Annotated in this window: 14 protein-coding genes and 1 riboswitch; of the genes, 7 read left to right on the top strand and 7 right to left on the bottom strand. The window is 39.5% G+C overall.

What is annotated here, in order from left to right; translation table 11 throughout:
• Positions 1-76: 76 nt before the first annotated feature.
• On the bottom strand, positions 77-226 hold the full coding sequence (locus DYI25_RS13465) for a hypothetical protein (RefSeq protein WP_213369738.1): 150 nt from the start codon (positions 224-226) through the stop codon (positions 77-79).
• A gap of 129 nt (positions 227-355) precedes the next feature.
• Here DYI25_RS13465 and DYI25_RS13460 point away from each other — a divergent pair, with 129 nt between their 5' ends.
• The 4 genes from DYI25_RS13460 to DYI25_RS13445 all read left to right on the top strand — a co-directional run bounded on the left by DYI25_RS13460 (position 356) and on the right by DYI25_RS13445 (position 4,979).
• Positions 356-1,348 carry a DUF3231 family protein gene (locus DYI25_RS13460; RefSeq protein WP_249745448.1) on the top strand — a complete coding sequence of 331 codons (993 nt, stop codon included), beginning with the start codon at positions 356-358 and terminating at the stop codon, positions 1,346-1,348.
• A 219-nt stretch (positions 1,349-1,567) separates the two neighbouring features.
• Entirely contained in the window at positions 1,568-2,638 is a 1,071-nt protein-coding gene (locus DYI25_RS13455) for a glycosyltransferase (RefSeq protein WP_213369736.1), read from the top strand.
• A complete protein-coding gene (locus DYI25_RS13450; protein WP_249745447.1) occupies positions 2,635-3,972 on the top strand; it encodes a hypothetical protein in 1,338 nt (445 codons plus the stop codon). The genes DYI25_RS13455 and DYI25_RS13450 overlap by 4 nt, the downstream gene beginning before the upstream one ends.
• A complete protein-coding gene (locus DYI25_RS13445; protein WP_213369734.1) occupies positions 3,969-4,979 on the top strand; it encodes an NAD-dependent epimerase in 1,011 nt (336 codons plus the stop codon). The genes DYI25_RS13450 and DYI25_RS13445 overlap by 4 nt, the downstream gene beginning before the upstream one ends.
• A 117-nt stretch (positions 4,980-5,096) precedes the next feature.
• On the opposite strand, the gene DYI25_RS13440 is transcribed toward DYI25_RS13445, so the two are convergent.
• The 5 genes from DYI25_RS13440 to DYI25_RS13420 form a co-directional block, all read right to left on the bottom strand.
• A complete protein-coding gene (locus tag DYI25_RS13440; protein WP_213369732.1) occupies positions 5,097-6,056 on the bottom strand; it encodes a PDR/VanB family oxidoreductase in 960 nt (319 codons plus the stop codon).
• Positions 6,057-6,074: 18 nt separating this feature from the next.
• On the bottom strand, positions 6,075-6,521 hold the full coding sequence (locus tag DYI25_RS13435) for a dimethylamine monooxygenase subunit DmmA family protein (protein ID WP_213369730.1): 447 nt from the start codon (positions 6,519-6,521) through the stop codon (positions 6,075-6,077).
• A gap of 8 nt (positions 6,522-6,529) precedes the next feature.
• Positions 6,530-7,474 (bottom strand): heme-dependent oxidative N-demethylase family protein, encoded by a 945-nt coding sequence (locus DYI25_RS13430; RefSeq protein ID WP_213369728.1) that lies wholly within the window; start codon positions 7,472-7,474, stop codon positions 6,530-6,532.
• Positions 7,475-7,638: 164 nt separating this feature from the next.
• Positions 7,639-7,977, bottom strand: coding sequence for a helix-turn-helix domain-containing protein (locus DYI25_RS13425; RefSeq protein WP_213369727.1), 339 nt, complete (start codon positions 7,975-7,977; stop codon positions 7,639-7,641).
• Between the two features lie 18 nt (positions 7,978-7,995).
• Complete coding sequence (locus DYI25_RS13420) at positions 7,996-8,613, bottom strand: ImmA/IrrE family metallo-endopeptidase (RefSeq protein ID WP_213369726.1); 618 nt, start codon at positions 8,611-8,613, stop codon at positions 7,996-7,998.
• A gap of 696 nt (positions 8,614-9,309) precedes the next feature.
• Positions 9,310-9,391: riboswitch (cyclic di-GMP riboswitch) on the top strand.
• Between the two features lie 34 nt (positions 9,392-9,425).
• Here DYI25_RS13420 and DYI25_RS13415 point away from each other — a divergent pair.
• The 3 genes from DYI25_RS13415 (at position 9,426) to ahpF (ending at position 12,366) form a co-directional block, all read left to right on the top strand.
• A complete protein-coding gene (locus DYI25_RS13415) occupies positions 9,426-9,920 on the top strand; it encodes a hypothetical protein (RefSeq protein ID WP_213369725.1) in 495 nt (164 codons plus the stop codon).
• A 339-nt stretch (positions 9,921-10,259) separates the two neighbouring features.
• Positions 10,260-10,823: an alkyl hydroperoxide reductase subunit C gene (ahpC, locus tag DYI25_RS13410; protein WP_213369724.1), complete on the top strand. Its 564-nt coding sequence runs from the start codon at positions 10,260-10,262 to the stop codon at positions 10,821-10,823.
• A 13-nt stretch (positions 10,824-10,836) separates the two neighbouring features.
• Positions 10,837-12,366 (top strand): alkyl hydroperoxide reductase subunit F, encoded by a 1,530-nt coding sequence (gene ahpF, locus DYI25_RS13405; protein ID WP_213369723.1) that lies wholly within the window; start codon positions 10,837-10,839, stop codon positions 12,364-12,366.
• A gap of 42 nt (positions 12,367-12,408) precedes the next feature.
• Here the strand turns inward: ahpF and DYI25_RS13400 are convergent, their stop codons facing one another.
• Positions 12,409-12,771: a winged helix-turn-helix transcriptional regulator gene (locus DYI25_RS13400; RefSeq protein WP_213369722.1), complete on the bottom strand. Its 363-nt coding sequence runs from the start codon at positions 12,769-12,771 to the stop codon at positions 12,409-12,411.
• Between the last annotated feature and the right edge of the window lie 60 nt (positions 12,772-12,831).

Below are 12,831 nucleotides of genomic sequence, written 5' to 3'. Positions count from 1 at the left end.
AGCGTACAAACTTTTACACTAAGATTATTGTCTAGCTTCAGCGTTGTCGGGGCTGACCAAGGTGCTTACGCTTTTCTTATTCATCGTCTATTTCGCCGTCACCAATTTCATCTTCTTCTTCAACATCCTCAAGCTGTTCCCCTTCTTCAGGAGGCGCATCATTGCCGCAGCCCGTTACTGAGAACATTGAAATTGCCAATAAAAATATTAAAAAGATTTTCTTCATGTAAATACCTCCTTTAGGAAAAGTCTTTACCTCATCTTTGGTTAATATGTAGAGTACTGAATTTGTTTTATACTTTGTAATAATTTTCTTTTAAAAACGAACAATAAGACCAAAGGAGTGACTGGAGAATTGAGAGAGACAAGTATAGGGTTAACCTCGACAGAAATATCGAATATTTGGTCAGCCTATTTAAAAAGCAGCATGGAGCTCAGGTTTTATCAATATTTTTATAAGACTGCCGAAGATCAAGAGGTTCAAAACATTGTAAAAAAAGTGCTGGATTATTCACAGAATAGCATTGATGACTTAAAGGAGATTTTTCTTAAAGAAAACATGACCATCCCTTTAGGCTTTACCGAGAAAGATGTCAGGCTGGATGCTGACAAGGTCTTTTCAGATACGTTCATCTTGTATTTCTGCCACGATTTAACGATGCTATCATTGAGTACATATCCAAGTGCGTTGACTGATTGTACCAGGAAGGATATCAGGGACTATTTCCACGAATCAATTGAGTTCACAGTTACGATTCAAAACGAGATAACAAACTTAATGCTATCAAAAGGAGTATTCTTGAAATCCCCACAGGTTACCATGGACCACACTATTGATTTGGTTGATAACATGAAATACATCAATGGCTTATTTGGCGGATCCAGGCCAGTGAATGCAGCAGAAATCGCAAATTTATCCAGAGTCATCCATCGGGCGAGTTTTTCTAAAATGGTTCTTGTCACTTTCAGCAAACTGGCATCCGATAAGGAAGTGAAACAACATTTTAGCAAAGGTACAGTTGCGTTAGAAAAAGTTTTACATTCACTGCAAGAGGTCTTCGAAAAGGAGAATATCCCTATATCAGCATCTGGGGATTATAATATAGTAAATACGAAAGAGTCGCCATTTTCGGATAAGCTGATGCTGTTTTTTGTGAATACCTGCTTAGGAATGTTCTGTTTCATCATGATCAACCAGGCATTGACCTCAAGCCTGAGAACAGATATCGTAACAAAATTCACGGTAATCTCAAATCAAATGAAGAAATTTTACGGAAAAGGATTGCTCTTGACGATAACTGAAAAATGGCTTGAACAGCCTCCTCAAGCGTTGGATCGAAAACTATAAAAAAATAAGCAGGTTCAAATTGAACCTGCTTATTTTGATTCAATTTTTTTGCATAATCCACTTCCTATATTCCATAGAACTTCTTTCCCCTTATAAGTTTCCCGAGACACAAAAATCCGCTGTATTCTCTTAATTCTTTTCCTATATGTCCAAGACCTTTTTTCCTTTCTTCATAAACTATGTACGAACAGCTAAGTATATCGAAAGGAGAAGGTATAATTGCAAACTGTTATTCACTTAAACTTGAGGGTTGATCCCACCCAGTATATCCCTCAGATACGAGAAGTCCCTGGTTACGATTATATTCATATGGTGCGTCAGCCAAAGTACATGACTGACCTGTCTCTATTAAATGAAAAGGTTCACTATCTCAGTGAAATTTATTCCCCAAAGAACTTCATTAAGAAAAACAATGTTTCTCTTTTACATGCTCACCATGGCCAGTTGGGCATATTGCTGCTCCCTTTCAAGGAAAAGACTAAACTTCCGCTGGTAACGAGTATTAGAGGCCGTGATGCAACCCTTGCTGATCAGCCCGTTGCCTATTTGGAACATATGAAAATGCTCTTTGAAAAAGTAGACCAGCTCTATCCTGTTTGCCATTATTTAGCTGACAGGATGATATCCTGGGGCTGTCCTCCAGAAAAAATCAAGGTGCTTTACGGAGGAGTTGATTTAAAAAAATACCACTACAGAGCTCCGAATGTTCATGGATCAGGACAGAATATTCTTTCCGTAGGCAGATTGGTAGAAAAAAAGGGCCATCATGTTTTAATGCAAGCCTACAAAAAAATTAAAGATCGCTTCCCTAACTCCACGTTGACCATCATTGGAAGAGGAGAACTCGAGGAGGAACTTCTCTCTTTAGCCAATCAACTAAACTTAGGTGACTCATTCCGCCTATTAAATCATCTCCCAAAAGAGCAAGTACAACAGCATATGATGAATGCCGATTTGTTCTGTGCTGCAAGCCTTGAGGCCGCCAATGGAGACGTCGAAGGTATACCCAATACCTTGAAAGAGGCCATGGCGTTAGGGATTCCAGTAGTCTCTACCTATCATGCAGGCATCCCTGAATTGATTACCCATAATAAAGAAGGAGTTCTCGTACAGGAGAACAATGTCGATGAACTGGCAGCTGCACTTGAATATATGCTGGACAACAGGGGACATTGGACATCTTATACTAGCGCCGCACGGCAAAAAGTTGAACAATACTTTGATGCTGAGAAACAACTTCTTTTACAGGCAAAATATTACGATGATTTGTTGGGAGGGAAAAGCAAATGAAAGAATTTCAATCAATTAAAGTGACGAAAGGCATAAAAACCTTACTAATTGATAACCCAACTAACTATCCACTGATTGGAATGGGCTCTCAAGGAGCTGTTTTTAAGTTATCTGAAGAAAAATGCGTAAAAATTTATACAGACCAGCTGCAGGCGAAAATGGAGGCAGAAGCACTGAAAGCAGGCCAACATTTATCCTTTTTCCCAAGACTATATGAAACTGGGAAAAATTTTGTGGTCATGGAATACTTTAACGCTCCTACACTGAAGGAATATATGCGAAACTGCACCTATATCCCAGAATCGATTACAAAAAAACTTCTTTCTATACTAAACGCTATGAAAAAAGCAAATTTCACGATGGTAGATGCACCATTAAGGCATATTTTTGTCCTGGAAAATGAAGAGTTAAAAGTAGTCGATCACGTCAACGCCTTTAAACGGCAACATCCCGTTCCACTTAAACTATTAAGAGATTTAAATATTATTCTATTAAAAGATTCTTTTTTATCCCGAGTCCAAAAAATGGAGCCCGATACCTTTAAAACATGGGAAGAGTATTTCGATAATAACAGTCTTGATTACAGAAATATTCCTGTCACATCAGGCGGTTCTGGAAAAGGTGTCAAGGTAGACAGTGCTGTATCTCAGCCACTAATCGGCAAGGGCCATCAAGGTGCGGTTTATCGTATAAGCGAAGACAAATGTGTAAAGATTTATGGCAAACCAGATCATTGCAAACAAGAAAAAGAGGTTTTATTATCCAGCCAGGATTTACCCTTTATTCCAAAGGTTTATGAAACAGGTCCGAATTATATTGTCATGGAATATTTAAGAGGCGCTAATCTAAACCAGTACCTAAAGAAACAGAATAGTCTTTCAGAAGAAATAACAAAGCGACTATTAGACATTTTAACTGCGATGAAAAATTCCGGATTCAAACAAATCGATGCACCGTTAAGGCATATTTTCCTGACCAATCAAGGATTCAAATTTGTCGATCATGTTTACTCATATACACGTGTACAGGACCGTCCTCTGGAACTGTTCCAAAATCTTTACGAAAGAGGTTTCCTGGAGTCATTCCTTGAACAGGTAAGAGCATTGGACCCTAAAACTCATGCTAAATGGACGAAAGAGCCCATCCCGCTCTCTGAGAATAATCAGGAAATTATTGAAGAGGCTGCAGCAGAAGAGGCAGAACCAAAGAAAAAAGAGAAGCACTTTGCAGAAAAAGAACGGTCATTGAAAAATTCGAAGCACCCTGCGGGAAAGAGCAAAATGAGCTGGTTTAGAGAACAATATCGAAATCCGTTAAAGGATCGAAGAAAATGAGTATTGTCGTAACAGGTGCAGCTGGATTTATAGGGTTTCATCTGTCAAAACGATTATTATCACTGGGGTATCACGTAATCGGTATTGATAACCTAAATGAATATTATGATGTCGCTCTAAAAAAGGAAAGGTTAAAACTGTTAGAAACAAACGCAAATTTCACTTTTCACAAAATAGATTTGGCAAATCGAGGAGGAATACATTCCATCTTTAAAAACAACTCCATTGATATTGTCATCAATTTAGCAGCACAAGCTGGGGTTCGATACAGCCTAACCCATCCACACTCATATGTACATTCGAACCTGCTTGGATTTTTGAATATTTTAGAGGCGTGCAGGCAATTCCCGGTAGAACACCTGATTTACGCCTCTTCCAGCTCCATATATGGGGCAAATACAAAAATCCCCTTCTCTGAAAAAGATCCAGCCGACCACCCGGTAAGCTTGTATGCTGCCTCTAAAAAGGCAAATGAATTAATGGCACATACGTATAGCCATTTATACGATATTCCCTCAACAGGGCTGAGATTCTTTACAGTATACGGCCCATGGGGAAGACCTGATATGGCCTATTATTCGTTTACGAAAGATATCATCGAGGGAAAACCAATAAAAGTATTCAATCATGGTGATATGAGCAGAGACTTTACCTACATTGACGATATCGTCGAAGGAATCGTAAAGCTCCTCCATCAACCACCTAAACAACAGGATGGCTGGAATCGGGCAAAGCCAGAGCCCAATTCCAGCTATGCACCTTTTAAGATTTATAATATCGGCAACAATAACCCAGTTAAACTCCTAGATTTCATTCAAACTCTAGAAGAAAAAATCGGCCAAAAAGCAAAGGTGGTATTTTTACCAATGCAGCCAGGAGATGTAAAAACAACTTATGCTGATATAACTGACCTTCAGAGGGATGTAGGCTTCTCTCCTTCTACAGCGTTAGAAAAAGGGCTAGAATCCTTTGTTGATTGGTATAAAGAATATCATTTGAAACAATGATTGTTATTGTTATTGTTATAAACAGCAACCTGTCCCTAGACTGTGGACCAATCTTAGAAGAAAGCTGAATGCCTGAAAATACAAAAACCGCATCCTGTGAATGCGGTTTTTGACATTCTATATATCCAATACCACATTCCCCCTCCCGCGAGAAACACAACTTAGCATCGTCTGATTGGAGCTCCGCTGTTCATCTGTCAGGAATAAATCATTATGGTCTATCTTTCCTTCTGCTACCTTCACCTCACATGTACCACAACCGCCCACTCTGCAGGAATACGGGACATCAATTCCATTTAGACGAAGGGCGTCTAGCAGTGAGCTTTCTGCAGGCACTTCCAGGTGTTTGCCGCTCTGTTTCAGAGTAACCCCAAAGGGGACCGAGTCCTTCTTTGAAGGTGGTGCGAAACGCTCATAATGGACATTGAACGCGGGATAGCCATAGCATTTGGCTGCACTAGAGAATTCTTGAATCATTTTTTCCGGCCCGCAAAAATAAACATGCGTGCCGACCCGATGATCCAAAAGAAGATTGGATGATAATCGTTGTGGATTCTCACCTTCAGAAAAATAAAAATGGCATTGTCGAGGGTAGGTCTGGTTCAGGAAATCAAAAAATGCACATTGCTCTTTTGATTTTGCAGCGTAATGGAGCTCAAAGGATTGTTTTTTTGCGGTAAGCTCAGCCATCATTGATAAAAATGGCGTGATGCCAATACCAGCTGCATAAAAAACATGATGCTTAGCTTGAAAACTTAAGGGAAAATGATTTTTCGGATAGCTGACTTTTAAAACATCCCCTTCAGAAACATTATGATGCCAGTACTCGGACCCGCCAGTTGAAGGTTCTGCCAATCGAACTGCTATTTCAATGAAACCTGGTTTAGATAAATTGAATACTGAATACGATCTTTCCATTGTCCCCGAAGACTTCGGCAAATAAGTTGTAATATGAGATCCCCCGCTGAATGGCGGCAGCTCCGCTCCATTCACCGCCTGCAAGGTAAATCTTTTAATTGTCGCTGATTCTTTTTTAATTGATTTTACGCGTATTTCAATGGCAGCATTCCGATGCAATCAAAACCTCCTCCTATTCTATTTGATCGTTACATAACCCAAATAGGCATCCAAACGGCGTGAATAATGGTCAGACACTTCCAGATCCTGACCGCAGTGTACGCAAACGACATGCGTCGAATCCAACACTTCATTTTCACCGTGGCAAGTGCAGCAAATGAGTTTCTTTTTAATTGTTCCGGTAATAAATGTTTGCATGTCATGTTCGGAAAATCCTGCATTCATCGCTCGGACTTGTATCCTTTTTACAAAATCCGAAGTACCCGAAATGTATAAATAAGTGCCCATTTTCTGCTTGCTGAACCATTCGTTCACAAAGCTTTCTTCTCGCTCTTCTTGTAAAATATGAAAATCAAATGGCACATTCTCATCCATTGCCTGGCGAACAAGAATATGTAAATACCGGACCCCTTCTGAATCTGCACAAAATAAAAATTTCCTCTTACCCTCCATATAAGAAAACATATCTTGAATCACCTTTTTTTCAATTCCTCTTCTAAATATTCCAGGACAACTTCCCGGTAAAGAGAGATTCCTTTGTAGTCAGCAATGAATTCCGGAAGTTCATGGAGGATCGCCGAAAATTGCTCAAGCCACGGTTTATTCTGAATGAACTTCTCAAGTGGAAGCATATGGGTGTGGATCGTAAATAAAATCCCATTGCTTTTTGGCAGACGGAATAATTTTTGGACCTCCACCCGAAGATGCACAAGCTCGCCAACATTTTCTTTCGTCACTTTTTTTCGAGCATGGCCCCATTCAGCAAAGGTTTCAAGCGAAGTATCCAGCTTGTTCCCTGCCATAAGGGACCAATTTTTCCTGCCCCATGGTTTGCCTGCCTCAATTCTCATTAAAAATTGCCGGATCCTTTCATCAAGCGAATCAAACCCTGGAATCGGTGAATGTATCTCCTTAAAAGACATCCCCGCATCAAAGTAAAGGGACCAATTCGCAGGGAAACACAGCTGCCCTGCATCTAAAAACAGGTCCCCATCCCGCTGCATCATCAAGATTAAATCCTCTTGGACATGCCGGCCAATAAAATCAAGGGGATCCAGTTCCAATGTTTCATGGTCACCAAATGTAAAAGTGATTTTTTCACCAAAAAGCAGATTTGAGAACACCCACTGGTCATTCTGTTTAATCAATTCAAACTTATCAGGATATGATTCTACAAGATGATGAACGATTAAAGATAACACTTCCCACTGCGCATCAAGTGTATGGGGGGAAGAGTAATAGCATCGTTCCGGATGATTCGTAAGCAGTTTTCTTTTCAAAGTAACTTCATCTATATACTGATCCGTTATTTCTATCGGATTCGGCGGATCTAATGGAGATGCATTGTTAGAGTATCGATAAACATCCCTGTCCCCAAAAGGATATGGAAAAGATAGAAGATTATCTGTTGAGTTCATGGGAAGCACCTCTTTTCAGAATATTTCATTTAATTCATACTATACAGAAGTTGACGCTGGAATTCACTAAAGTTATCGCTGCTTTGCTTCCAAGTTCTTTTACTTAGTCACTTTTGGCAAAAAAAAAGCGGCTAACCTCCAGGGCAGCCACTTTTTTAAAACTATTACTTTAGCATTTTTGAAAAAACATCTTTTAGCGATTTTCCTTTTTTATAATATATTTCATCACGGACTTTTTCATTGATCGTTTGCCATAGCATGATTTCGACATCTGAAAGAGGCTTTGATTCCTCTTCTTTTATGAAGGCAGCAAAATAGTCGAGTGGCACGCCATAAAACCTTGAAATATCCGCCATGATTTCAAAAGAAACCGATTTCCGGGCTCCCTTTTCAAGCATGCTTAAGTACTGCAGTGTAATGCCCGTTTCATTTGCAACATCTTCTAAACGCAGGTCTCTTTCCCGCCTCAATCTCCTTAATTCCTGGCCTAATGGCGTTGTCATCTTAACTCACCCATCTTCCTAATCTAATTTTGATATCTGCTTGTATGTAATAATGTAATACCAGCTAACAACCGCCTCAAATAATGTAATGATGATTTCAACTGCAATCCTCGGCGACTTAAGAAATCGATTTGTTTGGAAGTGAAGTAATTCATGAACAATTGTCTGCAGCTGCTCCGGATAATCAAGCTTTTCATCGATGATGATCACCTTTCGATCATGATGGTAAATCCCCTTCACATCATTCAGGTTTATAAAATAAATACTGATTTCATATTTATTGTGAATTCTGTTAGTCAATGACTTAATATACATGTCATCAACCGACATATACTTTTTATGCATGTAACCAATAAAAGTATAATATGAGAGGAATAAAATCAGTACTAAATTCACATTCAGATGGTCGAAGAATGCAAGGATAGGGAAAATAAGCATTAACTCGAATATCATAGGTCCGAACCTGTCTAAAAACAATTTGCTTGTTACTGCCCCTGTCTCAAGTAAGACATAGCTATATTTTAAAATAGTGCTTAAAAAGAGCATCATGGTCAATGTAAGATAACGAGCTAAATAGGTTTTGTCAGTATACTCATTATAAAACTCATTACAGACGATGATAATAATGATGTACATCGACAACAACGCTATTATAGATTTTAAACTCCCTCTTTTTTGCATAAAGATAGCGAATAAGCTATCTACCAGAAGGTAAATAAATCCGTAAACAACTGAGAAACGGTCGAAAATAATCAATGACATTATGACGTGAAAGAAGGAATATCCAAATCCAGAAAACACTTTTAGATTGATCCTGTCGAAAATGACCATAATACATAGAAATAAAAGGACATTCCCTTCAAGCTCATGCGGTATCTTGATATACAGAAACGTCAAAATAATTGCCGGTAGAAGAAACAAAAGAAAGTATGCTTTCTGGTAAAAATTCTTAATGGTATCCCCTCCGAACTCATTAGCGTATCTCTAAATATACTTTATTACAGCCGGCATCTATAAGATATTTTAAATTTTCGACAAATTCTTTAGGATTCCTCAGAAATTTGTCTATCAAAATAAATATTTTTATACAATTGTTTAATATAAAATCTTATTAGAGCAGAGGATTATCATTTATTCTTCTGTCTTTCCTCCCATACGAGTGCAAATCATTGGTTTGCACTCTTTTTTTATCATAAAATAATTGTCGAAGGAAAATTATGTATTTAAACTTTAGTTTAATATAAAATCAATTTATAAGCGGTGGAAAACTGAAGTGGCCACTTTATGACGTTCCATCGTAAAAAAGATTGGGATCGATAGCTCATACCCAATCTGATAGTGGGAAGCTTTGAAGTACAGCCTCTACTTGGACACTTTGGCTGTATGGAGCTACTAGTGTAACCGGCCCTCTTAGTTATTATTTTTTAATCTAAGGGGAGATAAGAAAAATGAAAAAAGTGTTAGTTGGATTAGCTGCAGGAGCATTGGCAATGGGTATTTTCGCAAGTTCATCACTTGCAGCAGTAACGTATGACTCAGCAACAGGAACAGGGTTTGTTGGTAAGGGCGATGTTCAGCTGGCATTGGGATGGAATAATGCTCAATTGCAGAAAGAAGCTGAAAAACTATTATTTACCTATGAATCAGTTGAAACTTATGAAGTAACTGTTGAATGGACTACCAATGAAGGGAAAAAAGGTGAGAAGACTCACACAGTAGATCATAAAAAAACTTCAGAAATAGCTGCAAGTTTAGATTCTAGCGCCAGAAAAGCTAATCAATTTACTGGTTTCTTTTTAAATGGTGTTAAAGATGTTACAGTTAAAGAAGCAGTACCGGCATTGGGTGATGAATTTCCTGGAGAATCAGGCCATATCGTTACTAAAGTAGAATTAGTCTCCAGTACCAGCACTTTATATGTAAACGGGACTCCATTACAATAAATTAATATGAATATATACCATGAACTTATAACAACACTAGTTCATGGTTTTTTTATGTTCCTATATTTCCGCTTTCTTTATTAATATTGTAATAACGGGCAAAGCGGTAATTTTCGGTAGTCGTACAATATATGACTTTATCCATCTGAATCAATTCGAAAATCTATGGGAATAATTATTATGGTGTAAAGTAGAGGTCTTATCGCTTGACACTCGATGAGATTTATATAATAATCGTTACTGAATTAGAATTATTATAGTTTATTGAATAGTTAACTGAATATCTTCAGTAAAACTATTTCACAAAATAATTCAAACCATTTAAGGAGGAAATTAATCATGGCATTAATCGGTTCTCAAGTTTTACCATTCACAGCACAAGCATTCCATAACGGAGAGTTCATCACTGTTTCTGAAGAAAATCTTAAGGGAAAGTGGAGCGTAGTTGTATTCTACCCAGCAGACTTCACATTCGTATGCCCTACTGAGCTTGAAGACATGCAGAACGAATACGCTGCATTAAAAGAAATGGGAGCAGAAGTATACTCTGTATCAACTGATACACATTTCACTCACAAAGCATGGCATGATCACTCAGAAGCAATCGGCAAAATTGAGTACATCATGATCGGAGACCCTTCACAGAAGATCTCTCGCAACTTCGATGTATTGAACGAAGAATCTGGCCTTGCAGACCGCGGAACTTTCATCATCGATCCAGACGGCGTAATCCAAACTGTTGAAATCAATGCAGGTGGAATCGGCCGTGATGCTAGCCAGGTAGTTAGCAAGCTAAAAGCTGCACAATATGTACGCAACAACCCAGGCGAAGTTTGCCCTGCTAAGTGGAAAGAAGGCGGAGAAACACTTAAGCCAAGCCTTGATCTTGTAGGAAAGATTTAAGGGGTACACTCCCATGTTATTAGATGCAGAAATAAAAGCACAATTAGCCCAATATCTTCAAATGATGGAGGGCGATGTGCTGCTTAAAGTTAGCGCTGGATCGGATGATGAATCACGAGACATGCTGGCTTTAGTAGATGAATTGGCAACAATGTCATCCCATATTAAAGTGGAGCATGCCGAATTAGAAAGAACACCTAGCTTCAGTGTGAATCGCATCGGCGAAGACACTGGAGTGACTTTCGCAGGTATTCCTTTAGGACATGAATTCACTTCATTAGTTCTAGCTTTGCTTCAGGTTAGCGGCAGAGCCCCTAAGGTGGACCAGAAAGTCATTGATCAGGTTAAAGCGATTAAAGACCAATATCGTTTTGAAACTTATGTCAGCCTGAGCTGCCATAACTGTCCTGATGTGGTACAAGCCCTTAACCTGATGAGCGTTTTAAACCCTGGCATTTCCCATGTCATGATCGATGGCGCAGCTTTCAAGGATGAAGTTGAAAGCAAGCAGATCATGGCAGTTCCAACGGTAATCCTGAATGGCGAGCCATTCGGAAGCGGCCGTATGTCACTGGAAGAAATTCTTGCTAAAATGGGCTCTGGTCCTGATGCATCCGAACTGAGTGACAAAGACCCTTACGATGTTCTTGTTGTCGGTGGAGGACCTGCAGGTTCAAGTGCTGCCATCTATGCGGCACGTAAAGGAATCCGTACAGGTATCGTTGCTGAGCGCTTCGGCGGACAAGTAATGGATACTCTAGGCATTGAGAATTTCATCAGTGTGAAGCATACGGAAGGTCCAAAACTTGTTGCAAGCCTTGAAGAGCATGTAAAAGAGTATGGCGTTGATATCATGAACCTTCAGCGTGCTACTCGACTTCAAAAGAAGGACCTTATTGAAGTTGAACTTGAAAATGGTGCTGTTCTTAAGAGCAAGACAGTAATCCTTTCTACTGGTGCCCGCTGGCGTAATGTCAACGTACCAGGAGAAGCTGAGTTCAAGAACAAAGGCGTTGCCTATTGCCCTCACTGTGATGGACCATTGTTCGAAGGAAAAGATGTTGCGGTTATCGGTGGAGGAAACTCTGGCGTTGAAGCAGCAATCGACCTTGCAGGTATCGTAAAGCATGTAACTGTGATTGAGTTCAACCCAGAACTCAAAGCTGACCAAGTTTTACAAGACCGTCTGAACAGCCTTCCGAACGCCACAGTTGTGACTAACGCACAAACAAGTGAGATTACCGGAACTGACAAAGTAAACGGTATTACCTATATTGACCGTGCAACAGGAGAAGAACACCATGTTGAATTACAAGGTGTATTCGTCCAAATCGGCCTTGTGCCGAACACAGAATGGCTTGGCGACACGCTTGAACGTACTCGCTTTGGTGAGATCGTTGTAGACAACCACGGCGCTACAGACCTTCCTGGTGTCTTTGCTGCAGGCGACTGCACGGACAGTGCATACAAACAAATCATCATATCAATGGGATCAGGTGCAACCGCAGCATTGGGTGCGTTTGATTACTTGATTCGAAACTAATTAAAAAGCCGCTTTGCTGCCTCAATGGCAGTGGAGCGGCTTTTATTTTGTTTCCCCTTGAATCAATGATTCCTCTCGTTCCATTTCTTTTAACCGTTGCATATGATCCTTTCCCCACTGACTCATAAGTTGCAACAAAGGTGTTGTCGATTCTCCATATTGCGTTAAAAAATATTCGACTTTTGGGATTTTCCCTTCATACACCTTACGGGAGATCACCCCATCTTCCTCAAGTTCCCGCAAGGATTGAGTTAGCATTTTTTGGGTGATATCCGGAATGAGCTTTCTCAATTCCCCATAGCGATATGGATTCTTGCTCAAATGCCACATAATTCTTGATTTCCACTTTCCGCCCATTACTTCAACCGTAAGTTCGACCGGACAATTATACTTTTTTCTTTTCATAGTAATTCCTCCTCTCTCACTACAAACAAAAAAGTGCCTACTTGTTATCGTAAAGCACGA

Source organism: Mesobacillus boroniphilus (assembly GCF_018424685.1).
GTDB lineage: Bacteria > Bacillota > Bacilli > Bacillales > Cytobacillaceae > Mesobacillus > Mesobacillus boroniphilus_A.
Note: the sequence above shows the minus strand (reverse complement) of the source record. Positions and strands in the feature narration are given on the sequence as shown.

What these genes read in the sequence shown, in the direction of transcription:
- DYI25_RS13425 (WP_213369727.1), bottom strand. Translation starts at nt 7,977, where the DNA reads ATGACAACGCCATTAGGCCAGGAATTAAGGAGATTGAGGCGGGAAAGA.
- ahpF (WP_213369723.1), top strand. Translation starts at nt 10,837, where the DNA reads ATGTTATTAGATGCAGAAATAAAAGCACAATTAGCCCAATATCTTCAA.
- ahpC (WP_213369724.1), top strand. Translation starts at nt 10,260, where the DNA reads ATGGCATTAATCGGTTCTCAAGTTTTACCATTCACAGCACAAGCATTC.
- DYI25_RS13445 (WP_213369734.1), top strand. Translation starts at nt 3,969, where the DNA reads ATGAGTATTGTCGTAACAGGTGCAGCTGGATTTATAGGGTTTCATCTG.
- DYI25_RS13420 (WP_213369726.1), bottom strand. Translation starts at nt 8,613, where the DNA reads ATGTACATCATTATTATCATCGTCTGTAATGAGTTTTATAATGAGTAT.
- DYI25_RS13465 (WP_213369738.1), bottom strand. Translation starts at nt 226, where the DNA reads ATGAAGAAAATCTTTTTAATATTTTTATTGGCAATTTCAATGTTCTCA.
- DYI25_RS13435 (WP_213369730.1), bottom strand. Translation starts at nt 6,521, where the DNA reads ATGTTTTCTTATATGGAGGGTAAGAGGAAATTTTTATTTTGTGCAGAT.
- DYI25_RS13400 (WP_213369722.1), bottom strand. Translation starts at nt 12,771, where the DNA reads ATGAAAAGAAAAAAGTATAATTGTCCGGTCGAACTTACGGTTGAAGTA.
- DYI25_RS13415 (WP_213369725.1), top strand. Translation starts at nt 9,426, where the DNA reads ATGAAAAAAGTGTTAGTTGGATTAGCTGCAGGAGCATTGGCAATGGGT.
- DYI25_RS13450 (WP_249745447.1), top strand. Translation starts at nt 2,635, where the DNA reads ATGAAAGAATTTCAATCAATTAAAGTGACGAAAGGCATAAAAACCTTA.
- DYI25_RS13430 (WP_213369728.1), bottom strand. Translation starts at nt 7,474, where the DNA reads ATGAACTCAACAGATAATCTTCTATCTTTTCCATATCCTTTTGGGGAC.